The sequence below is a fragment of the Nonomuraea sp. CA-141351 genome, from assembly GCF_050944675.1.
Taxonomy (GTDB): Bacteria; Actinomycetota; Actinomycetes; order Streptosporangiales; family Streptosporangiaceae; genus Nonomuraea.
Window position 1 is genome coordinate 3837850 of the sequence record NZ_CP191982.1, and the last position, 20750, is coordinate 3858599.

General features: G+C 71.6%; 17 protein-coding genes. 10 read left to right on the forward strand and 7 right to left on the reverse strand.

Translation table 11 applies throughout. The annotated features are described in order from the left end of the window. Nucleotides 1-3: 3 nt before the first annotated feature. Entirely contained in the window at nt 4-1059 is a 1056-nt protein-coding gene (locus ACQPWU_RS18195) for a threonine/serine dehydratase (protein ID WP_433441506.1), read from the forward strand. 385 nt (nt 1060-1444) lie between these two features. On the opposite strand, the gene panB is transcribed toward ACQPWU_RS18195, so the two are convergent. Continuing rightward, on the reverse strand, nt 1445-2275 hold the full coding sequence (gene panB / locus ACQPWU_RS18200) for a 3-methyl-2-oxobutanoate hydroxymethyltransferase (protein WP_433441508.1): 831 nt from the start codon (nt 2273-2275) through the stop codon (nt 1445-1447). 148 nt (nt 2276-2423) lie between these two features. Here panB and ACQPWU_RS18205 point away from each other — a divergent pair, with 148 nt between their 5' ends. From ACQPWU_RS18205 to ACQPWU_RS18240, 8 genes are all read left to right on the forward strand, one after another. Next, nucleotides 2424-3668 carry an MFS transporter gene (locus ACQPWU_RS18205; protein ID WP_433441510.1) on the forward strand — a complete coding sequence of 415 codons (1245 nt, stop codon included), beginning with the start codon at nt 2424-2426 and terminating at the stop codon, nt 3666-3668. A 773-nt stretch (nt 3669-4441) separates the two neighbouring features. Beyond that, the gene (locus tag ACQPWU_RS18210; RefSeq protein WP_433441512.1) at nt 4442-6007 is read left to right on the forward strand and encodes an MFS transporter; all 1566 of its coding nucleotides are present in this window, start codon (nt 4442-4444) and stop codon (nt 6005-6007) included. A gap of 9 nt (nt 6008-6016) precedes the next feature. Further along, nucleotides 6017-6619: a TetR/AcrR family transcriptional regulator gene (locus ACQPWU_RS18215; protein ID WP_433441514.1), complete on the forward strand. Its 603-nt coding sequence runs from the start codon at nt 6017-6019 to the stop codon at nt 6617-6619. Nucleotides 6620-7113: 494 nt separating this feature from the next. After that, nucleotides 7114-9354 (forward strand): right-handed parallel beta-helix repeat-containing protein, encoded by a 2241-nt coding sequence (locus ACQPWU_RS18220; RefSeq protein WP_433441516.1) that lies wholly within the window; start codon nt 7114-7116, stop codon nt 9352-9354. Beyond that, nucleotides 9351-9800: a hypothetical protein gene (locus ACQPWU_RS18225; RefSeq protein WP_433441518.1), complete on the forward strand. Its 450-nt coding sequence runs from the start codon at nt 9351-9353 to the stop codon at nt 9798-9800. The genes ACQPWU_RS18220 and ACQPWU_RS18225 overlap by 4 nt, the downstream gene beginning before the upstream one ends. After that, a complete protein-coding gene (locus ACQPWU_RS18230) occupies nt 9797-11158 on the forward strand; it encodes a hypothetical protein (protein ID WP_433441520.1) in 1362 nt (453 codons plus the stop codon). Before ACQPWU_RS18225 ends, ACQPWU_RS18230 begins: the two co-directional genes overlap by 4 nt. Nucleotides 11159-11404: 246 nt before the next feature. Further along, on the forward strand, nt 11405-12391 hold the full coding sequence (locus ACQPWU_RS18235) for a sigma-70 family RNA polymerase sigma factor (protein ID WP_433441522.1): 987 nt from the start codon (nt 11405-11407) through the stop codon (nt 12389-12391). Nucleotides 12392-12455: 64 nt separating this feature from the next. Then, complete coding sequence (locus tag ACQPWU_RS18240) at nt 12456-13241, forward strand: YybH family protein (protein ID WP_433441524.1); 786 nt, start codon at nt 12456-12458, stop codon at nt 13239-13241. 39 nt (nt 13242-13280) lie between these two features. Here the strand turns inward: ACQPWU_RS18240 and ACQPWU_RS18245 are convergent, their stop codons facing one another. Continuing rightward, nucleotides 13281-13643, reverse strand: a complete 363-nt coding sequence (locus ACQPWU_RS18245; RefSeq protein ID WP_433441526.1) for a MerR family transcriptional regulator — start codon at nt 13641-13643, stop codon at nt 13281-13283. 65 nt (nt 13644-13708) lie between these two features. Here ACQPWU_RS18245 and ACQPWU_RS18250 point away from each other — a divergent pair, with 65 nt between their 5' ends. Then, complete coding sequence (locus ACQPWU_RS18250) at nt 13709-14350, forward strand: SDR family NAD(P)-dependent oxidoreductase (RefSeq protein WP_433441528.1); 642 nt, start codon at nt 13709-13711, stop codon at nt 14348-14350. Here the strand turns inward: ACQPWU_RS18250 and ACQPWU_RS18255 are convergent. The 5 genes from ACQPWU_RS18255 to ACQPWU_RS18275 form a co-directional block, all read right to left on the reverse strand. Then, nucleotides 14340-15026, reverse strand: a complete 687-nt coding sequence (locus ACQPWU_RS18255; protein ID WP_433441530.1) for a GNAT family N-acetyltransferase — start codon at nt 15024-15026, stop codon at nt 14340-14342. The two genes, ACQPWU_RS18250 and ACQPWU_RS18255, sit on opposite strands and share 11 nt — an antisense overlap. Then, nucleotides 15023-16093: a hypothetical protein gene (locus tag ACQPWU_RS18260; RefSeq protein WP_433441532.1), complete on the reverse strand. Its 1071-nt coding sequence runs from the start codon at nt 16091-16093 to the stop codon at nt 15023-15025. The genes ACQPWU_RS18255 and ACQPWU_RS18260 overlap by 4 nt, the downstream gene beginning before the upstream one ends. 90 nt (nt 16094-16183) lie before the next feature. Next, nucleotides 16184-17956, reverse strand: a complete 1773-nt coding sequence (locus ACQPWU_RS18265; protein ID WP_433441534.1) for an NAD+ synthase — start codon at nt 17954-17956, stop codon at nt 16184-16186. Between the two features lie 33 nt (nt 17957-17989). Beyond that, complete coding sequence (locus tag ACQPWU_RS18270) at nt 17990-19459, reverse strand: BTAD domain-containing putative transcriptional regulator (RefSeq protein ID WP_433441536.1); 1470 nt, start codon at nt 19457-19459, stop codon at nt 17990-17992. 77 nt (nt 19460-19536) lie between these two features. Next, entirely contained in the window at nt 19537-20730 is a 1194-nt protein-coding gene (locus ACQPWU_RS18275; protein WP_433441538.1) for an MDR family MFS transporter, read from the reverse strand. Between the last annotated feature and the right edge of the window lie 20 nt (nt 20731-20750).

The window sequence follows — 20750 nt, forward strand, 5'->3', positions numbered from 1 at the left end:
ACTGTGGATTATTCGGATGTGCTGGCCGCGGCCGGTCGTATCGACGAGCACGTGCTCCGCACGCCGGTTCTCGAGGTCTCGCCTGGGGTCTTCTTCAAGCTGGAGCTGCTGCAGCACTCGGGGTCGTTCAAGGTGCGGGGGGCGTTCAACCGCATGTTGTCGGCCGGCGAGCTGCCGCCCAGCGGGGTGATCGCCGCCAGCGGGGGCAACCACGGGCTGGCGGTGGCCTACGCGGCGCGGGCCCTGGGGGTGCGGGCGGAGATCTTCGTGCCCGAGGTGACCAGCCCGGTGAAGGTGGCCGGGCTGTCGGCGCTGGGGGCGCATATCACGCAGACGGGTGCCATCTACTCGGACGCCGCGGAGGCCGCCGCCAAGCGCGGCGCGGAGACGGGGGCGCTGGCGGTGCACGCGTACGACCAGGCCGAGGTGGTGGCGGGGCAGGGGACCACGGGGCTGGAGATCGTGGAGCAGACGGGTGGCGTCGACACGGTGCTGGTCGCCGTCGGCGGGGGCGGCTTCGCCGCGGGGATCACCCTGGGAACCTCCGGCGGTGCGCCGGGCCTCTCGGGTGGGGTCGCGTCCGGTGGTGCGCCGGGGCGCTCGCTTGGGATCGCATCTGATGACGCGACGGGACGCTCGCCCCAGGCCGCGTCTGGGGGCTTGCCCGGGTCCGCTTCGGAGCCTGGGGTGGTGTCCGGGCCGCGGATCGTCGCGGTGGAACCGGAGCGGATCCCCACCCTGCACGAGGCGCTGCGCGCGGGGGAGCCGGTGCCTGTCGAGGTGGGGGGTGTGGCGGCCGATGCCCTGGGCGCCACCAAGATCGGTTCTGTGCCCTTCGAGATCCTTTCGTCGCCTCGAGTGGAGAGCGTGCTGGTGAGCGAGGAGGCGATCGTGGAAGCTCGGCGTACCCTCTGGGCGCGGCACCGGGTGGCGGCTGAGCCCGCGGGCGCGACCGCGTACGCGGCGCTGCTGTCGGGCGCCTACACCCCCGCTCCTGGCGAGCGGGTGGCCGTGGTCCTCTGCGGCTCCAACACCGACCCCTCGACGCTCACCACCTGACGCGGCCCCCGCTCCTGCGCCGGGTCCACGTACCTGACGCAACGTCGATCGGGTCGCCGGTGCCGCCGCGCCCGGCTCGGCCGAGTGCGGCCACGGCTGCCGGGCCGCCGAGTGCGGGCACGGCGGCCCGGCACGGCCATACGACATGCACCCGATGTGGGACCGTCCGATACGCGTCCGGTGCGGGAGCGTCCGACGGGCGTCCGGTGCGGGAGCGGTCGGTGGGGACCACGCGATGTGCGCCAGCCGGTGTGGGACGACGCGACGTGCGCCTCACGATGCGGGATCATGTGACGCGCCATGTGACGTACGCCTCACGCCTGGGCGCACGACCGCGGTGGCGCGCGGCCGGATCCAGCCCTGGGCCGCCCCGGACCCGACCCCCTCAGCTGTAGGTGTGCTCCGGAGCGGGGAAGACGCCCGAGGCCACGTCGGTGGCGAAGGCGCGGACGGCGCGGTCCATCTCTTCGGCCAGATCCGCGTACCGCTTGACGAAGCGGGCCGGTCGCGGCGTGAGCCCCATCATGTCCTGCCACACAAGGACCTGCGCGTCCGTCCCGGCACCCGCCCCGATGCCGATGGTCGGGATCGCCAGCGACGCCGTCACCCGTTGCGCCAGGTCGGACGGCACGCACTCCAGCACCACCGAGAACGCCCCCGCCCGCTCCAGGTCCTTCGCGTCCGCCATGAGCTCGTCGCCCGACTGCCCCCGCCCCTGGACGCGGTAGCCGCCCAGGACGTTCACCGACTGGGGGGTGAGCCCGAGGTGGGCCATGACCGGGACCCCGGCTGAGACCAGCGCCTCCACCTGGGGCAGGATGCGCCGGCCGCCCTCGAGTTTGACCGCGTGCGCCCCCGCCTCCTTCATGAAGCGCGCCGCCGACTCCAGCGCCTGCTGGGGCGAGGACTGGTACGACCCGAACGGCAGGTCCGCGACCACGAGGGCCCGTGACGAGCCACGTACGACGGCCGCCGTGAGGGGCAGGAGGTCGTCGACCGTGACGGGCAGCGTGGAGTCGTACCCGTAGACGACCATGGCCGCCGAGTCGCCCACCAGCAGGACGGGAATGCCGGCGTCGTCGAACACCCTGGCCGTCATCGCGTCGTAGGCGGTGACCATGGGCCACCGCTCTCCGCGCTCCTTGGCGGCGGTGAGGTCGCGGACGGTGACCCGGCGCCCGGACGCGCCCCCGTACAGCGTGGTTGAAGAGGACATGAGTTGAACCCTCCAGAAAACGTCTCGAGGCGCCCCAGCGGCGTCCCCGGACTCCTTTCGATGATGTCACGCGCTGTCACGCGGCGAAAAACCCGTGGCGAAACTGTCGGTACCTCTTGCCAGAATCAGCGCGGAGGTTGAAAACGACATGGCTCTCGACCCTTACCGACGACTGCTCAAGATCCCGGGCGTCCCCGCGTTACTGTTGGTGGGGCTGCTTGCGCGGGTTCCATCCACAGCCATGGGCATGACGCTGACCCTGCACGTCGCCGTGGTGCTCGACCTGGGATACGGCAAGGCCGGTCTGATCACCATGGCCAACACGATCGGCATGGCGATCGGGTCGCCGTTGTCGGGAAGGTTCGTCGACAAGCACGGCCTTCGTCCCGTGCTCATCATCACGACTGTGGCGCAGGCGGCGTTCTGGGCGTGCGCGTGGGCGCTGCCGTTCCCCGTCCTGGTGGGGGCGGCGGCGCTGGCCGGGCTGCTGGCGCTGCCCGTCTTCAGCGTGGCCAGGCAGTGCCTGGCCGCACTGGTTCCGATGGGCCAGCGGCGCAGCGCGTTCGCGCTCGACTCGATGCTGGTCGAGCTGTCGTACATGGTGGGTCCCGCGCTCGCGGTGGCGGGGCTGACGGCGTTCGGCAGCGGGGTGACGATGACCGTCATCGGGGCCGGCACGGCGGCCGCCGGCCTGGGCCTGATCGCGCTCAACCCGCCCACCCGGTCGGCCGAAGAGCTGGAGGCGAACGCGACGAAGGTGCCGCGGCGGCAGTGGATCACGTCCGGGTTCGCGGCGCTGCTCGGCACGACCGCGGCGGCCACGTTCGTGCTCACGGCGACCGAGCTGTCGCTGGTCGCGACCATCAATAAGGCCGGGCAGACCGAGTGGGTGGGTCTCGCCGTGGCCGTCTGGTGTGTTTACTCTCTCATCGGCGGCTTCGTGTACGGTGGCCTGTCGCGTGGCTTCTCGCCCCTGGCGCTCATCGCCTCCATGGGCCTGCTCACCATCCCGGTGGGGCTGGTGGGGGGCGGCTGGCAGTGGCTGGTCCTGGCGCTCGTTCCGGCCGGTCTGCTCTGCGCGCCGTCGTTGTCGTCCTCGGTCGACGTGCTCTCCCGGTGGGTGCCCGCCGGGGCGAGAGGCGAGGCGATGGGCTTCCACGGCACGGCCCTGCTGATCGGCGGCGCGACCGCGGCTCCCATCGTGGGGGCCGTGATCGACGGGAGCGGACCGGCGTGGGGGTTCGTGATCGCGGGCCTCGTGGGCATGGGCATGGTGCTCGTCGCCGCCCCGTTCTGGTCCCGCCGCCCGCCTGAGGCTCCTACCGTGCCACTCGAGGAGGAAGGGGCGGTGACGGGCATCGAACCGGCGACCGCTTCACCCTCCACGGGGTGAGCTACGGGCACGTTGTCCACACGTTGAGCGCGGGTGACGGCCCACCAGGGGCGGAGCACTTGGCAGCGGGCTGAGGCGCCATCGACGCTTGCTCGGTGCTCGGTGCTCGGTGCTCGGTGCTCGGTGCTCGGTGCTCGGTGCTTCCGGTGCGGCGGATGCAACGGTGCGACGGGTGCGGGGCACAGGCCAGCCGCACGCGGCGCCTCGCCGGAGGTGCAGGCCGGACTTCGGCTGGGCGTCGTTGGAGGCGGTCGGCGGAAGGGGACCGCGGCGGACGGCGCGGGGCCAGTCTGGGCAGACGGCGTGGCCGGGGGAAGCCGAGCCAGAGGCACGGGCCAGGTGCGGCCGAGCAAGGGCGGCCGAGCTAAAGGCCCGGGACGGGGCGGCTGAACCAGGCCCGGAGGGTTGGGGCGGACCAGCCAGGGGGCTGGGCTTTGGGCGGATGAGCCAAGAGCGTCCGAGCCAAGGGCCCGGCACGGGGCGTCGGGCCGAGGGCGGCTGAGCCAGGGCCGGGGCGGGCGGTGCGCCGGCGGGTGGCTTGCCGCGACGCGACCCGACGGGCGGCGCGGAGCAGCGGACGGCGTGAATGCGCTGGCCGGACGGGGTGCTGTCGAGGCGGGGCCGCCGGTGGTGACAGGGGCATAAACGGCCGTCTCGGCGGTGTTGGTCAGAGTTTACCCAGGGTTTACGAAACGGGACCGTTGCGTATCGGAATAGATTGCGATACGGTGTCGTTGCGAAACTCAGACGTATCGAAATTAAGGAACGCTTCCATGAGCGACACAGTCGTGGACCCGAGACTGGGTCATCCACGCCGCTGGGGGATCCTCGGCGTGCTGGTGTTCAGCCTGCTGGCCGTCGTGCTGGACAACACCATCCTCAACGTGGCGATGAAGACCATCGCCGACAAGACGGTCGGTTTGGGGGCGACGCAGAGCGAGCTGGAGTGGGCGATCAACTCCTACACGCTCGTGTTCGCCGGTTTGCTGTTCACGTTCGGAGTGATCGGCGACCGAACAGGGCGCAAGCGGATGTTGTTCATCGGCATGGCGATGTTCGGTCTGGCCTCGCTCGCCAGCGCCTACTCCCAGGATCCGATGCAGCTGATCCTGGCGAGGGCGGCGATGGGCATCGGCGCCGCGGCGATCATGCCGGCGACGCTGGCGATCATCTCCAACGTCTTCCCGCCCGGCGAGCGAGGCAAGGCGATCGGCATTTGGGCCGGTGGTGTGGGGCTCGCGGTGGCGGTCGGACCGATCACGGGCGGCCTGCTGATCCAGCACTTCTGGTGGGGCTCGGTCTTCCTGATCAACGTGCCGATCGTGATCATCGCCATGATCCTCATCGCCACCCTCGTGCCCGAGTCGCGTGACCCGAAGCCGTCCAAGCTGGACCCGTTCGGCGTGGTGCTGTCCATCATCGGGCTGGTGGCCGTGGTGTACGGCATCATCCGCGGCGGCTACCTGGGCACCGTGGCCAGCGCCGAGGTGCTGGTGCCCACGCTGCTCGGGCTGGTGGTGCTCGGCGTGTTCGTGTGGTGGGAACGGCGCATCGACCACCCCATCTTCGACGTGCGCAACTTCGGCAACGTCCGATTCAGCTCGGCCATCGGCATGATGGGCATGGTCTTCTTCGCGATGATGGGCGGGATGTTCTTCCTGACCTTCTACCTGCAGATCGTGCTGGGGTTCTCGCCGGTGCAGGCGGGGGCGCTGATGATCCCGTTCGCCGCCGCGCAGCTCATCTTCGCGCCGCTCAGCCAGCGCGTGAACGAGCGGTTCGGCGCCAAGCTGTCGGCCACCGTGAGCATGATCGTGGTGACGGCCGCCCTGGCCAGCTACGCGTTCATGGAGCAGGACACGCCGATCGTGCTGATCGAGATCGTCTTCTTCGTCCAGGGCGCCGCGATGGCCAACATCATGCCGCCCGCGACCACCGCCATCATGGAGTCGCTGCCCAGGGAGAAGGCCGGCGTCGGCTCGGCCATGAGCAACACCGTCCGCCAGGTGGCCGGTGCGCTCGGCGTCGCCGTGCTCGGCTCGGTCCTGTCGTCGAACTACCGCAGCGAGATGACGCCCGCGCTGGCCGGGCTGCCCGCGAACGTCCAGCACACCGCCGGCGAGTCGATCGTGCAGACGATGGGTGTCGTCCAGGCGCTCGGTGACAACGGCCACGCGCTGATCAAGCCGGCGTTCGCCGCCTTCATCGACGGCATGCATGTCACGGCGCTAGTCTCGGCAGTGATCGCCTTGCTCGGTGTCGTGATCGTGGCAAGGTGGATGCCGGGCAAGGCACGCCCGGTTCAGCAGGTGGAACAGAAGGCACCAGCGGTAGTGTGAGGCCCCGCGATGACGATCCAGGAATCGGGGACTGCCCGCCCGGCGGGTCGTCCGCGTAGCGAGAAGGCCGAAAAGGCGATCATCGAGGCGACCCTCGACCTGATCGGCGAGGGCATGGGAGTCTCCGAGCTGTCCATCGAGGCGATCGCGTCGAGGGCGGGCGTCGGCAAGACGACCATCTACCGGCGCTGGTCCAACAAGGAGGACCTGATCGTCGACGCCCTCGCCACGCTCAAGGCGCCGCTGCCGCCGCTCACCGGCACGTCGGTGCGCGACGACCTGATCAGCCTGCTCGACGCGATGCGCAAGGAGTCGGGCGAGCCCCGCAGCCGCTGCGTCATGAACATCGCGATGAGCGAGGCCGACCGCTACCCGGAGATGATGGCACGGTTCGTCAAGCGGGCCGTCGAACCCCGTAGGAAGGCGATGCGCGCCCTGATCGAGCGCGGCATCGCCACCGGCGAGCTCCGCCCCGACCTGGAAGTCTCCATGTGCATGGCCATCCTCCAGGGCGCCATGCTCTGGCACACCAAGTGGGGCCCGGCCGGCGACCTGGCCCCGGACCTCGCCGAACGCGTCGTGGACGCGGCCCTGGCGGGGATGGCCTCTTAACGGCGGCTTCCCCGGCCCCGAGGCTACGCAGGCATGTGTCCGGCTCCCCGGCGCGGGCTGGTCCGCGCGAAGCGGCCGGTCCGGCTTGCGGCGGGGCGGACGTGTGCTGGGGGCTGATCGTGCGCACGGCCGCCTGCGCAAGGCGGCCGGTCCGGCTTCTGGCGGCGGCGGGCGCGTGATGGGAGATCGCGCTTGACGGCCGTCGTTTCGACGGAACGTCCCATGGGCGGGGCTGATGAACCCCCGGCGGAGGTGTGCGGAGCGCCGCCTCCGTCGGGCTCACCCGTAGCAGCCCGGTCACCGCGGTTCTCGGCGAAGGCCCGGGCTTGAAGCAGCAGGGGCGTGTGGGGAAGATCGTTCTGACCTAGGCAGAACGTGAGCATTGCTCTAATCTCGCGGCCATGCCCCCAATGCGAACATTCACGACAATCGTCGTGCTCACCTCGGCTCTTCTGTTATCCGGCGGCGCCGCATTCGCCCATGAGGAGCGTCCCGTGACGCTTCCTGACGGTACGGGTGCGGTGCCGGCAATGCGTTCGGGGGAGCCCGACCTGCTGGTGTGCAAGACAGACAAGGTCGACTTCGAGCGTCGAATCGCGAAATTTCCGGTGGGGCTGAAAGCCCGCAACCTCGACCTTTTCGCAAAATGTCAGCAAAAAGGGGTGCGACACCTCCAGGAGGCCGTTGACCAGGTCAACCGCCCCGGAATGACGATCGCCATCCTCCCCGGACTCTATCGGGAGGAACCCAGCCAGCCCGCCCCCGCCGGCGCCTGCACCGCCCTCCCGGCCCGCTGGTCCAAGTGGGGCTACCAAATCCTCTCTTTCGAGCAACAGCAGCAGTGCCCCCACAACCAGAACCTCGTCGCCATCCTCGACAAGAAGGACCTGCAGATCGAGGGCACCGGCGCGGACCCCCTGGACGTCGTGATCGACGCGGAATACCGCAAGCTCAACGCCATCCGCGCAGACCGTACCGACGGCATCTACTTCCGGAACTTCACCGCGCAGCGCACTACATTCAACTCCCTGTACGTGCTCGAAACCGACGGTTTCGTCATCGACCGCGTGCTCACCCGCTGGAACGATGAGTACGGCTTCCTCACCTTCGCCAGCGACCACGGCCTCTACACCGACTGCGAGGCGTACGGGAACGGCGACGGCGGCCTCTACCCGGGCAGCGCCTCCAACCTCAACAACGGCCGCGGCCACGACGTCCCCAGGTACGCCATCGAGATCCGCCGCTGCAAGAGCCACGACAACGCGCTCGGCTACTCGGGCACCGCGGGCGACTCGATGTGGGTGCACGACAACGAGTTCTACAACAACATGGTCGGCGCCACGATGGACAGCCTCTGGCCCTCGCACCCCGGTCTGCCGCAGAACCACGCCAAGTTCGAGAACAACAAGATCTACGACAACAACCGTGACTACTACCGGTACACGCGCGACGGCACCTGCGCCAAGCCGCCGGCCGAGCGCGGCTACGAGCGGGGCGTGGTGTGCTCGCAGGTGGGTGCGCCGCCGGGAACGGGAATCCTGGTCGCGGGGGGCAACTACAACATCTTCAGGAACAACCGGGTCTGGGGCCACCGGCGGGCGGCGTTCCAGCTGTTCGGGGTGCCCGCGTTCATCAGGGGTGAGAACGACCTGGCCAAGCAGGCCGACACGTCCGACTACAACCGCTACGAGGGGAACGTCTTCGGCGTCGGCCCCGCGGGGGAGCGGCGGCCGAACGGGCTGGACGTGTGGTGGGACGGGCAGGGCACGGGCAACTGCTGGCAGGGTGACACCGGCGTGTCGTCGCCCGCCGTGCTGCCGGTCTGCGCCGCCGCGGCGCCGGCGCTGTCGGGCGGGGCGAACCGCCTGCTGGCCGAGCCCGTGAAGCTCGCCAAGCTGTACCTGTGCGCGGACTTCAGCGCCTCGGATGCCCGGCTGCCCGCCGGATGCGACTGGTTCGGCGCGTCAGGGTTCGGCAAGGTGGAGACGCAGCTCGCGCTGGGAGGATCGGCGGTGCTGGGGTTGCTGCTGGGGCTGTTCTGGTGGCGCTCGCGGCGGGGCGCGCTACGGCACAGCGGAGCCGGCCGCTCGGGCGCGGCGTACCGGCCCGGCTCCTCGACGAGTTCTCGCCGCGGCTCTGCGACGAAGCCACGCTCCGCCTCGGAGAGATCGCGCTCAGGCTCGGCGGCAGGGTTCCGCTTCGGCTGGGTGACGAGGCCGCGCTCGGAGAGATCGCGGTCGGGCTCGGTGGCAAGGTTCCGCTTCGGCTCGGAGATATCGCGCTCCGGGGCCGTGCGGCACAGCGGCGGAGAGCCGTCGGGGAACGGCGTGGCGCCCGCGGTGACGGCGATCATCCTGCGACGCCACCGGCTGGTCATGGCCGGGACCGTGGCCGGCGTCGCCGGGCTCGTGCTCGACGTGGTGGCGGCGGCCGTGGACAGCACGATGCAGGCCGGGGTCGCGCTGCTGCTCATGGGGGCGTGGTGGCTGTGCCTGGGGGCGGCCTTGCGGGCGAAGCGGCCGGCGTTCGGGTGGCTCACGATCGTGGTGGGGGTGCTGGCCTGCGCTGACGCCTTCGACCGGATGGTGCACCTCATCCCGGTCGTCCCGCTGGGGCCCGGGTGGGTCCGGGGGCTGGTGACCGGGCTCTGGGTGTTGTGCGCGGTCGTGGCGCTGGCGCCGAGGCGCGACCGTACCGTGGAGGAGACGCCTGCCGAGGCCGAGGTGCGCGCGTGACGCGTCGGGTTCTCGAAGCGGGCGGAGGCGTGCCGGTTCGCGCACTCAAGGTGCGGGCAGGCGCGCCCGTACGGGTGCTGGGGTGCGTGCTGGCGGGCTGGCTCGTCGCGGCGTGCGGGCCGTTGTCGGAGACCCACCACAATCCGGGCAACAGCCATGAGGTCGCGACGGCGGCGCCGAGCGGCCGCGCGGACGCCGAGATCACCATCGCTCACGGCCAGGTGAGCCCGCCGCCGGGCTGGCTGGAGGTGGCCAAGGGGCGGCAGGTCAGCATCACGGTCACCAGCGACGTGGCCGACGAGCTGCACGTGCACGGCTACGACATCGAGGCCGAGCTGCGGCCGGGGGTGCCTGCGACGGTGCGGTTCACGGCGGACCTGACCGGCGTGTTCGAGGTGGAGACCCACAAGAGCAAGCTGGTCCTCACGCAACTGGCGGTCCGATGAGGCTCCTGCCGGAGCCGGCGGCCGCCGCACTCCACGGCGGCGACGGTTGGGGGATGGCGGGTCCGCTCCGTGGCGGTGGCCCGGTGGTGGGTGCGTTGGAGGGTGGCGGCCCGGTGGCGGGTCTGCTCCGTGGCGGTGGCCCCGCGGCAGGGGTGCTCGCGCATGGCGTGGGCTCGCGCAGTGACCTGCCGATCCCGCTCTTCTACGCCTACGCGGGCGCGTTCGCGGCGCTCGTCGTGTCGTTCCTGGCGCTCGGTCTCCTCTGGGCCGACTCCCGCTTCCGCGGCGACCGCGCGGGCAGGCTGATCCCGTTACGCCTGCCCGCCCGCCCCGCCCGCGTTCTGGCGCTCCTCGTCGCCCTCTACACGCTCGGCTGGCTCGTCGCCGGCCCAGCCGAACCGAACGCGGGGCCGTACCTGGTGTACGTGCTCTTCTGGGTGGGGCTGGTCCCGGCGTCGCTGCTGTTCGGCCCGGTGTGGCGGGAGGTGAGCCCGTTCCGGTTGCTGCCCGACCGGCCCCGCCGCCCGCTCCCGCCGCGGCTCGGCTACTGGCCGGCCGCCGCGGGACTGCTCGCTTTCACCTGGATGGAGCTGGTCGCCCCCGAGCCGTCCGCCCCCGTCACCCTGCTGATCTTCCTCACCCTGTACGGCGCCGCCCAGCTCACCGGCACCCTCGTGTACGGCCACGCCTGGCTGGAGCGGGGCGACCCGTTCGAGGTGTACTCCACCCTGATCGGCCACCTGTCACCACTCGGCAGGAGGGCGAACGGCGACCGCGTCCTCCGCAGTCCCTTCGACGGCCTCGACGCCATCGAGCCCGCCCCCGGCCTGGTCGTCACCGTCTGCGTCCTGCTCGGCGGCACCGCCTACGACGGCTTCTCCACGACCCCGGCCTGGGTGGGCGCACTGCAGTCAGGCCCGCTGGGCCGCACGGGGCTGGGCACGCTCGGCCTGCTGGCGGCCGTCGCGGGCGTGGCCGTCCTGTACGCCGCCTGCCTCGGCGCGGCCGGGCTGATCGGCGGTGCCAGGGGGCTGACCGCCCGCTTCGCCCACTCGCTGGTGCCCATCGCCACCGGCTACCTCATCGCCCACTACTTCTCGCTCCTGGTCATCGAGGGACGGCACGGCATCCTCATGGCTCTGGGCCTGGACGCCAAGGCCGACCCGAACGCCATAGAAGCCGCGACCATCGCCACCGTCCAGGTGCTGGCCATCGTGATCGGTCACGTCGTCGGCGTGGTGGCCGCCCACGACCGCTCCGTCCGCCTCCTGCCGCCGGCCCGCGCGGTCGCGGGCCAGATCCCGCTGTTCGTCCTGATGGTCTGCTACACGATCGGAGGCTTGACGCTCCTGCTTTGAACATGAGAGCCAACGCGTCACGTCAGGGCGTCCAAACCAGGCTTCCGGCGCAGGCCTGAAGGCTCAGGGATCATCCTCAGGTCGGTAGTGCCCGCCAGGGACCTCTGCAGGCGTCGCTGGAGCGGACGCTCTCGGAGGCGACCGTCAAGAGCCACATCGGTCGCATCCACGCCAACCTCACCCCGCGCAGATCGCGGTGCCGGCGTACGAGACCGGCGCGGCGGCGACCCGCTGTAGCGTGGGGCGATGGCGGAGAGCGGCGAAGTGCCGGCGGCGGAGTTGCTGGCCGCGGCGCGTGGCGGCGACCACGGGGCGTTCGGGCGGTTGGTGGGCCCGCTGCGCGACGAGCTGCGCGCCCACTGCTACCGGATGCTGGGGTCCGTACACGATGCTGAGGACGCCGTTCAGGAGACGCTGGACCGGGCGTGGCGGGGCCTGGAGCGGTTCGAGGACCGCGGGTCGATCAGGCCGTGGCTGTACAAGATCGCGACGAACCGGGCGCTGACCCTCATCGAGCGCCGCGGCCGCCGCGAGCTGCCCACCGCCCTAGACCCGGGCAGCGCCGAGGTGGCCTGGCTCGAGCCGTACCCGGACCGGCTCATGTCGTGGACGGCGGAGCTGGGCCCCGAGGCGCGGGTGGTGGCGCGTGAGAGCGTGGAGCTGGCGTTCGTGGCGGCGCTGCAGCGCCTGCCGGCCCTCCAGCGGGCCGCGCTGCTGCTGCGCGACGTGCTCGGGTACGCCGCCCGCGAGGCCGCCGACCTGCTCGACACCACGGTCCCGGCGGTCAACAGCGCCCTGCAGCGGGCGCGGAAGAGCCTCGCCGAGGTGCTCCCGGCGGACAGCCGGCGGCGGGCCCTCGACGACCTGGGCGAGACGGGGCGGCGGGAGCTCGCCCGCAGGTGCGCGGCCGCCTGGGAGGCCGGTGACGTGGAGGCCATCGTGGCCTTGCTGACGCAGGACGCGAAATACTCGATGCCGCCGCTCACCGCCTGGTACGCGGGCCACGACGGCATCCGCGCCTTCCTCCTCGAGGGGCCGCTCAAGCGTCGCTGGCGGCTCCTGCCAGCCCGGGCCAACGGGCAGCTGGCGTTCGGCACGTACATGTGGGACGGGAACGCCTACGTCCCCGCGGGCCTGGACCTGCTCGTGGTGCGGGACGGCCGGGTGGCGGAGGTGGTGTCGTTCCTGGACGCGGATTTCGCGGAGTTCGGGCTACCCGCTGAGTTGCGATGACTTTCCGGCTCGGCCCGGGTTGTACGTCCGGAACGGAAGTATCGACCCGGAAGGACACCCGTCCATGCCTGCGAACGAAGAGCAGATCCGCGACCTGATCGAGCACTGGGCCGAGGCGGTGCACCGCGGTGACCTCGGCACGGTGCTCGCCGGCCACGCCGCGGACATCGTGATGTACGACGTGCCGCAGAACGTCCGCGGCATCGAGGCGTACGAGAAGACCTGGCCGCCGTTCTTCGAATGGCAGGCGCAGGGGGCGGCGTTCGAGATCGAGTCCCTGGAGGTCGTCGCCGGTGACGACGTCGCCTTCGCCCATGCCCTGCTGCGGTGCGGCATGCCCGGTGACGACCGCCGGCTGCGGCTGACGCTCGGGCTGCGCAAGGAGGGCGGCCGGTGGGTCGTCGCGCACGAGCACCACTCGTTCCCGATCGCCGACGAGGACGAGGCCGTGCGGGAGGTGCGGCGGGTGCACGAGCGCTGGTACGCGGGCACCGCCGCCAAGGACCTGGACGGCATGATGGCCGCCATCGCCGACGACGTCGTCTCGTACGAGCACGACGCGCCGCTGCGGCACGTCGGCGTCGAGGCGGTGCGGGAGGTCTGCGCACGCGGCCTCGATGAGGACCCCGACGTCCGCTTCGACGTGCCCGACCTGAAGATCCTGGCCAGGGAGGACCTCGCGGTCGCCTGGGGTCTCAACCGGGTCCTCGTCGGCGGGTCCGCCGAGACCTGGTCACGCGGGACCCGGGTGTTCGAGCGGCGGAACGGGGCGTGGGTGATGATCCACCAGCACGTCTCCTACCCGTACGACCCGGGCACGGGCGAGGCGGCGACCGGCCTACGTCCCTGACCGGCCTACGTCCCTGACCGGCCTACGTCCCTGACCGGCCTACGTCCCTGACCGGACGGCGGCGAGCATGGCGTCGAGGGCGCGCTGCGACGTCTGGAGACGTTCGATCGTCTCGGTGATGCGCCGGTGCTCCTTACGCAGGTTGCTCACCATGCCCGGGCAGGCCGTCGGCACCATCTCGCCCCCGTCGTCGTGGACGCAGTCCAGCAGGCGGGCGATGACCGTCGTGGGCAGGCCGGCGGCGAGCATCGCGCGGATGTGGCGGACCGCGGCGACGTCCGGCTCGCCGTACTCGCGGTAGCCGTTGGGCAGCCGCACCGGCCGCAGCAGCCCCTGCTCCTCGTAGTAACGCAGCAGCCGCCTGCTCACCCCGGTCCGGTGGGCCAGGTCTCCGATCCTCATGTGCTCCTTGACCTTCACATCGATGTGACGCCTTAACTTCCGATCACAACAACGGAAAGGAGCCGATGATGCCTGGAGCTGTGATCATCGGAGCGGGGCCGGGGATCGGCCGGTCCGTCGCCCACCGGTTCGCGCGGGAGGGGCTGCCTGTCGCCCTGATCTCGCGCGGCGGCACGACACTCGATCTGGACGGGGCGCTCGCGTACGAGGCCGACGTCGCCGATGAGGAGCGGCTGCGCGCCGCACTCGACGCGGCCTCCGCCGAGCTCGGCACGCCGGACGTCGTGGTCTACAACGCGGCGATCATCCGGCCCGACGCGCCGGGCGAGGCGAGCGCGAGGGTCCAGCTGGACGCCTGGGCGGTGAACGTGGTCGGCGCGCTGGTCGCGGCAGCGCACGTGGCGCCCGCGATGGCCCGGCGCGGCAGTGGGTCGTTCCTCATCACCGGCGGGATGCCCGAGCCCAAGGCGGGGTACGTCAGCCTGTCGCTCGGCAAGGCGGGTGTGCGGACGCTGGTGGAGCTGCTCGACCAGGAGTACGGGCAATCGGGTGTGCACGTGGCCAGTGTCACCGTGGCCGGGCCCGTCGCGCCGGGCACGGATTTCGACCCGGACGACATCGCCGAGCACTACTGGCGCCTGCACACCCAGCCTCGCGACCGATGGGAGAGGGAGGTGCTCCACGCCGGTGGCGGCGTCAGGGCGTGAGCTTCCAGAGCCAGCCGATCGGGCGGAGCCCGAGCCGCCCGGCCACCCGCTGGGAGGAGTGGTTGCCGGCGCTGGTGCTGTAGAAGAGGGGGATGCCCGGCAGCAGGCCGGCCCACGCGGCGGTGGTCGCCGCCGCGTATCCGCGGCCGCGGAAGGCGGGCGACGTCCAGGTGCCCGCCTCGGCGCCCTCGGGGGTCAGGCGCGCGCTGTGGCAGATGGCGGCCACCTGCCCGTCCTCGACGATCATCGCCCACGGCGCCCCCTCGCCACCGCCGACAAGCGCGTCCCATTCGTCAGAAGTCCAGTCCGACGTCCGCAGAGGGCGTACGCGCTCCGCGTGTGCCGGATCGTCCGACCTGAGGACCTCGGCCGGCACGTCGAAGCGGACCGGCGGGTCCACCAGGTAGCTCGGCCCTCCGGACACAGCCGGCCCGCCGCCCAGGAGCGCGCGGCACCGCTCGAGGACGTCCGGCGGGCGGCCCGGAGGCGACGGGACGCCCTGGGAGACCAGATCGAGCAGCCGCGCGACGAGTGCGTCGGGCACGCGCCCGGACGCCGCCGCGGTCATGCCGTCGGCCGCCACGCCGATCACCAAGTCCTCCGGCCCCGGCAGCCTGCCCCGCTCGTCGAGCCGCCAGATGACGCCCAGCTCGACGCGGAGCAGATCCACGCTCACGGCGCCACCAGCGTGAACGTCGCGCTCGCCGCGGCCCTGCCGTTGACGATCACCTCGAGCTCCCTCGCGCCGGGCGGCTCGTCGCGCGTGGTGACCGGGCGGAAGGAGTGGCTCTTCCGCACGGTGAACGCCGCCCCCGCAGCCGCCGCCTCGCGCCGGCCCATATGGAACACCCGCCGCGAGCCCGCTCGCCGGATGGCGTACTTCAGCAGCACCGGCCCCGGCGCACCGGCCGTGACCGTGACGGCGAAGGACAGCTTCCCGCCGACGGCCACCGTGTCGGACTCCAGGGCCAGCACCTCGACCGAGCCGCTGCCCGGAGTGGCGCCCACCAGCCGCAGCGCCTCGGGATGGCCCGAGCGCAGCAGCCCGCGCACCGCGTGGCGCAGCACGGCCTCCACGTGGGAGCCGCCGTCGGAACGCCAGCGGGACAGCAGCTCCAGGGCGACCTCGGGATGGTCCTTGGCCAGGTCGTTGACGTGGTTGGCGACCGAGCGGCGGACGTATTCGCTCGGGTCGTCGCGCAGCCGGTCGAGGAGGGACAGCGTCGGCCCCGGCGTCATCAGCCAGCGCACCCGGGAGCCCCAGGGCAGCCGCGGGCGCGACCCCTCCGAGGCCAGGCGGCGCAGATGCTCGTCAGGCGACTCCGCCCAGCCGTACATGATCTTGAGCGCGTCCTCCCGGTAGCGCTCCAGATAGGGCCGCACGGCGAACTCGCCCGTCGAGTACGGCGTGAGCACGGCCAGCGTGCCCATGGCCGACTCCAGGTGGTCGAGCCCTTGCGCAGCCGTGTGGTCGGTGGCCGGCCAGCCGCTCCACATGTCGAGCGCCGCCCGCGAGGCGCTCTCGCGCACGATCCCGGCCACCTGCGGATAGGGCAGCGGCAGGGCCTCGTGCAGGGCCGCGGCGACGTGCCTGACGCGGTCTTTGAGCTCCAGCCCGCCGAGCCCGGCCAGAGCCCGTTCGGTGAAGCGGCGCCGGGGGAACGGCGCCCACGCGGCGGCCAGCCCGTCGGCCAGCACGGACACGGACTCCGCGTTGATCATCTCTTTGAGCGGTTGAGCCACGGCGTCCACTCTGCCAGCCGCCACCGACAATCCCCGCGGCTCCGTGAAGGACCCGTCGCCTGGCAGCCCTTTCCCCGGCACGGCCCGCCTTCAGTCCGCCGTTTCGCGCCACCTGTTGGTGATGGGCAGGCGGCGGTCGCGGCCGAAGTTCTTCGGCGTGATCTTGGGGCCTGGAGGATACTGGCGGCGCTTGTACTCGGCCAGGTCCACCAGCCTGATGACCCTCGTGACCAGCGCCGGGTCGTGGCCCGCCTCGATGAGCTCCTGCGAGCCCATGTCCTTCTCGACGTAGTCGTCCAGCAGGCGATCGAGGATCTCGTACGGCGGGAGCGAGTCCGTGTCCCGCTGGCCGGGGCGGAGTTCGGCGCTCGGCTCCTTGACGATGGAGTTCTCCGGGATGGGGTTCTTCGCCTCGAGCAGGAACCCGGGGAGCGCGTGGGCGTTGCGCCACCTCGAGAGGTCCCACACCATGGTCTTCGGCACGTCCTTGATGGGGGCGAAGCCGCCGGCCGAGTCGCCGTACAACGTCGAGTAGCCCGTCGCGAGCTCGCTCTTGTTCCCCGTCGTCAGCACCAGGTGGCCGTGCTCGTTCGACAGGCCCATGAGGGTCGTGCCGCGTACCCTCGCCTGGAGGTTCTCGGCGGCCAGGCCCGAGAGGTCGATCTCCTTCTCGAAAGCGCTGACGATGTCGGCGATCGGGACGGTCTGCGAGGTCACGCCCTGCCTGCGGACCAGCTCTTCCGCGTCCGCCAGCGAGTGGTCGGACGAGTAGCGGGACGGCATGAGCACCACGTTGACGCGCGACGGGCCGATGGCGTCCGAGGCGATCGTGGCCGTCAGCGCCGAGTCGATTCCGCCGGAGAGGCCGAGGATGACCGACTGGAAGCCGTTCTTGGTCACGTAGTCCCGTACGGCCAGGACCAGGGCCGAGTACACCTCGGCGTGCAGGTCCAGGCGCTCCGCGATCGTCGCGGGGATCGGCTCGTAGGGCTCCACGGGGGTGGAGGAGAGCACCATGCGGTCCACCGTGATGGTGCTGCCGTCGCCCGCGTCGTACGGGAACGTGCCGGTTTCCGCCTCCGAGACCGGCAGGTCCAGGTCCACGACCAGCAGTTCCTCCTTGAACTGCCCCGCCCGTGCCACCAGCGAGCCGGAGCCGTCCACCACGATCGAGTCGCCGTCGAAGACCAGCTCGTCCTGCCCGCCGACCTGGTTCACGTAGACGAGCGCGCATCCCGCCTCACGCGCCCGCCGCGCGCACAGCTCCAGGCGTACGTCGTCCTTCTCCTTCTCGTACGGAGACGCGTTCGGCGCGACCAGCAGCCCGGCCCCCGCCTGGCCCACGACGGACACGGGCCCGCCCTCCTGCCAGAGGTCCTCGCACACCGCGATCGCCACGTCCACCCCGTGCAGCCGGAAGATCGGCAGCCGGTCGCCGCGCACGAAATAGCGGTACTCGTCGAACACCCCGTAATTGGGCAGATGGTGCTTGGCCGTCCGGGTGACCACCTCGCCCCTGTGGAGCAGCGCGGCCGCGTCCAGCGGGGCGCCCTTCGGCTGGCCGACCCTGGGGGCCAGGCCCGCGCGGTCGACGTAGCCGACGACCACCGGAAGCTCTCCCAGGCCTTCCCGCTCCAGTCTGCGCGCCACCTCCTCCAGCGTGCGGATGCTGGCGTCCACGAAGGACGTACGCAGGACGAGGTCCTCCACGGGATAACCGGTGAGGAACATCTCGGTGAAGACCACGAGATGAGCCCCGCGCGCGGCGGCGTCACGGGACCACGTGATCAGTTGGTCGGCGTTGGAGTCAAGGTCGCCGACGGCCGGGTTCGTCTGTGCGAGGGCAATGCGCAGTTGGGCCACGTCGCCAAGCCTAGTACGGTGCGCTTTTTATCGTCAAAGAGACGAAAAGGAAGACTTTTCGCCGGGTGTCACTAAACCTGACTCGTACGCGGCCATAACCAGCTGTGCCCGGTCGAACAGCCCGAGGTGCTCCAAGAGCGACTTGACCATGATGGACACCTCTTCCTCGGGCCAGGAGAGCGTCTGGCCGATCTGGCGGTTCGTCAGGCCGCGTGCGACGAGTTTCAGCACGTCGAGCCGGGAATCGGAGAGCCCGGCCAGCGCCGGGGGAGCGGCCGGGTCGGTGCGACCGGCGAACGACGCGATCAGCCGGGTGGTGATCGTCGGGTCGATGAGCGCGTCTCCGGCCGCCGCCGCCCTGATCGCGGCCAGGAACTGCTCGGGAGCCGACGTCTTCAGCACGAATCCGCTCACTCCCGCTCGCAGCGCCGCATACAGGTTCTCGTCGCTGCCGAAGGTGGTCATCATGATCACCTTGGGTGGCCGGTTTTCGGCCAGGATCCGGCGGGCGGCGGCCAGTCCGTCGAGGCGCGGCATCTGGATGTCGAGCAGGACCACGTCCGGGCGGGTCTCGGCCACGAGCGCGATCGCCTCCTCGCCGTCGACCGCCTCGCCGGCCAGCGTGACCCCCGGTTCGCCGGCCAGCATCGCCCGGACTCCGGTCCGTACGAGCGCCTGGTCGTCGGCCACGAGCACGCGCAGCGGCGTAGGTTCCTCCGGGTACGGAGGGAGCCCGGCGGCCGTCCCCGCGCCGCCGTCGTCTTCCAGGCGCTGGGCGAGCATGTCGGCCTCCAGGCGCTGCAGCCCGGCCGACAGGTCGAGGCCCAGCTCGTCGCGCCAGGCCGCGCGCGCTCTGCGCAGCGCCCCCAGCGCGTCCCCCTGCCGCCCCAGCCGGTACAGCGCCAGCGCGAGCAGCCGCCACGCCTCCTCACGCAGCGGGTACGCCGACGCGTGCGCCTCCAGGTCGGCCACCAGCGACGTCGCCCTGCCCAGCGCGAGACCCGCGCCGGCCCGGCGCTCGACGGCGATCAGCCGCAGCTCCTCCAGCCTGCCCGCCTCCGTCGTGGCCCAGCTCAGCTCCGCGAACTCGGCCAGCGCCGGGCCCCGCCACAGCTCCAGCGCGGTGTCCATGGCCGCCCACACCTGCGCCGGGGCGCCGTCCGACTTCACCAGGCTCTCGAACCGCCACGCGTCCACCTGGTCCGTCCCGGCGCGCAGGGCGTATCCGGGCGGCGCGGAGACCAGCACGCGGGCCTCCTCGCGGGGTGCGCGATCAGGCTCGAGGGCCCGGCGCAGGCGCGAGACGTACCCCTGGATGGTGGACAGGGCCTGCGCGGGCGGCCCGCCCGGCCAGAGCTCGTCGATGAGGGTGCTCACGGGGACGGCACGGCCGCCGGCCACGAGCAGGCGCGCGAGCACCGCCCGTTGCCGCTGGCCGCCGAGGTCGACAGGGTTGCCGTCGGACCATGCCTGGAACGGTCCGAGCGCGGTGAATGTCAGCATTTCAGGCGTAACTGTAGAGGGAGAAGGTGTTGAGGTATACGGCGAATTCTCCCAGAGGCGGCGGTGCCCGCCGCCGGTCAGCGGCGTCTGATGGCGGGCCCGAGCAGGAGCATGCCCACCGCCGAGACCACCCCCACCCCGCCGATCGTGAACCACAGCGCCCACGTCCCGATCTCCAGCAGTGGCCCGCCGAGCAGCGGCGCCAGCACGGCCGCCAGCGACCACGCGAATCCGAACAGCCCCGAATACCGCCCCCGTAGCTCGGCCGGGGCGAGCGCGGCCACGATCGTGCCCGCGATGCCCGCCTGGATGATCTCGCCCATCGTCCACACCACGATCGTCACCGCCAGCCCGAACGTGTCGTGGACGAACGCGGTCATGGCGAACCCCAGCGCCATCACCGCCACCCCCAGCGCGAAGGTACGGGCGGCGTCCCGGCGCCCCAGCCACCCCGACACCAGCGGCTGGACGACGACGATCAGCACTCCGTTCAGCGCCATGGCCAGCCCGAACTGCCCCGGCGACAGCCCCACCACCTCCGTCATCGCCACCGGCAGCATGGTCATCGTCTGCGAGTAGACCAGCGCCTCGGCCAGGATCACCAGCGTGAAGCCCACCATCAGCCGGTCCCGCAGCACCACGCCGAACCCGCCGGCGGACTCCCCGGCCGGCGGCCTGGTCTCCGGGACGGCCCGCCACACCAGCACGGCGAAGAGCACGCTGGACACCGCGTCGATCCAGAACAGCCAGACGAACCCGAGCCCCGCCAGCCGGCCCCCGGCCGTCATGCCGACCGCGTACCCGAGGTTGATCGCCCAGAACAGCAGCCCGTACGCCCGTGGCCGTTCGTCTGGCGAGACCAGGTCCGCGACCAGGGCGTTCGAGGCGGGCCTGTAGACGTCGATGACCAGCCCGAGCACGAACATCGAGGCCAGGATCGCGGGCAGTGAGGTGCTGTAGCCGAGCACCAGCAAGGTGGCCGCCGTGGCGAGCATGCCGCCCGACAGCGTGGCCCGGCGCCCGATCCGGTCCGTGAGCACCCCCGCGAGCAGCTGCGACAGCAGTGAGCCCGCTCCGAACACGCCCATCACCAGGCCGGCGGCCGTCACCGACAGGCCGCGGCTCTGCGTGAGGTAGACGCCGGTGAAGGGCATGACCATGGTGCCCAGGCGGTTCACCAGTGTGCCGCCCCACAGGGCCCAGAACGGGCGGGGCAGGCCGCCGAGCTTCGACCGGAGGAAGGAAGCCCGCTCAACAGTTGCGCTTGTCACGCGACAAAGCGTGATATGCC

Excerpts from the sequence above, each read along its gene's own strand:
- panB (WP_433441508.1), bottom strand. The coding sequence starts at position 2,275 with ATGTCCTCTTCAACCACGCTGTACGGGGGCGCGTCCGGGCGCCGGGTC.
- ACQPWU_RS18205 (WP_433441510.1), top strand. The coding sequence starts at position 2,424 with ATGGCTCTCGACCCTTACCGACGACTGCTCAAGATCCCGGGCGTCCCC.
- ACQPWU_RS18210 (WP_433441512.1), top strand. The coding sequence starts at position 4,442 with ATGAGCGACACAGTCGTGGACCCGAGACTGGGTCATCCACGCCGCTGG.
- ACQPWU_RS18215 (WP_433441514.1), top strand. The coding sequence starts at position 6,017 with ATGACGATCCAGGAATCGGGGACTGCCCGCCCGGCGGGTCGTCCGCGT.
- ACQPWU_RS18230 (WP_433441520.1), top strand. The coding sequence starts at position 9,797 with ATGAGGCTCCTGCCGGAGCCGGCGGCCGCCGCACTCCACGGCGGCGAC.
- ACQPWU_RS18235 (WP_433441522.1), top strand. The coding sequence starts at position 11,405 with ATGGCGGAGAGCGGCGAAGTGCCGGCGGCGGAGTTGCTGGCCGCGGCG.
- ACQPWU_RS18240 (WP_433441524.1), top strand. The coding sequence starts at position 12,456 with ATGCCTGCGAACGAAGAGCAGATCCGCGACCTGATCGAGCACTGGGCC.
- ACQPWU_RS18245 (WP_433441526.1), bottom strand. The coding sequence starts at position 13,643 with ATGAGGATCGGAGACCTGGCCCACCGGACCGGGGTGAGCAGGCGGCTG.
- ACQPWU_RS18250 (WP_433441528.1), top strand. The coding sequence starts at position 13,709 with ATGATGCCTGGAGCTGTGATCATCGGAGCGGGGCCGGGGATCGGCCGG.
- ACQPWU_RS18270 (WP_433441536.1), bottom strand. The coding sequence starts at position 19,459 with ATGCTGACATTCACCGCGCTCGGACCGTTCCAGGCATGGTCCGACGGC.